Genomic DNA, 1,021 nt, shown 5'->3' with positions numbered 1-1,021 from the left:
ATTTTGCACTTTCACGGTCTGTTAAAAGAATATCATTTTCTGTCATTCTAAAATCCTTTCACTATAAAAATGGAAACAAATCATAAGCATTTATTAACCATATTTTTGAATCATTGGAAAGGTATTTAGTCTATAAAAAACAATATTTTATCATATAATTTGTGATGTAATAATTTATGAGTCTTATTGAGAAAGAATGAGAGAGAAGAGAGAGAAAGTTATCCACAGATCATGGGGTAAATTACCCCATATCTTAAGATTGACCAGTGACATAAGCCGCCCATTTATCCATATAGACACGGCGCTGTTCTAGATAGTCAGTACGACGATAGGCACGCTCTACTTTACCACCGACCACATGCCCTAAAATGGTTTCAGCAACCTCATAGGGGGCATCGGTTGTTTCAGCAAGCCAATCGCGTAAACTAGAGCGAAAACCATGCGGGCAGGCATCAAGTTTATTATCTCTCATATATTGAGCCATACACTTCTGCGCAAGAGCCCCCCGACCGGTTGCAGAAAAGAAAAAATCATTACGAGAAAGCAATCGTGCTTGTTTTAAAATGTCTAATGCTTCAGATGATAGAGGCACACGAAATTCTGTTGTAGCATCACGTCTACCTTTCATACCTTCAGCAGGTATGGTCCAGATATCGCCATCAACTTGATCTTTATGAATATAACGTAAAGGATGTGTGCGAACGCCTGTCAGAATAAGCAACCGCAAAGCCAGTTGTGTTAGGGTTGTTTTTTGACAAAGTGTTTTATAAAAAGCCGGCACATCTCTCCAATCCATGGCAGGTATATTTTGTTTTTTATAACGTTGTTTGCCTAAAAGAGCGCGTGCTTTTTCTGCTGCTTGTAAATCAACATCCAATCCTAAGGTAGCCGCATGTTTGAGACATATATTAAGGCGAATGAGTGCTTTCTCTGCTGTTCCAGCTTTTGTATGCCAAATAGGGGCAAGCGTGTTGCGTATCTCTGTTTGTGTAATCTCAGAAACCGGCAGACAGCCTAATTT

At 39.3% G+C, this 1,021-nt stretch carries 1 protein-coding gene; it reads right to left on the bottom strand.

Annotation, left to right across the window (positions count from 1 at the left end; all coding sequences use genetic code 11):
* Positions 1-253 precede the first annotated feature (253 nt).
* Positions 254-1,021, bottom strand: a 768-nt coding sequence (locus tag ACFIO3_RS13865) for a tyrosine-type recombinase/integrase (RefSeq protein ID WP_375704666.1), incomplete at its 5' end; no start/stop codon positions are given.

The sequence above is a fragment of the Bartonella sp. AD328YNZD genome (genome assembly GCF_042196425.1).
Note: the sequence above shows the minus strand (reverse complement) of the source record. Positions and strands in the feature narration are given on the sequence as shown.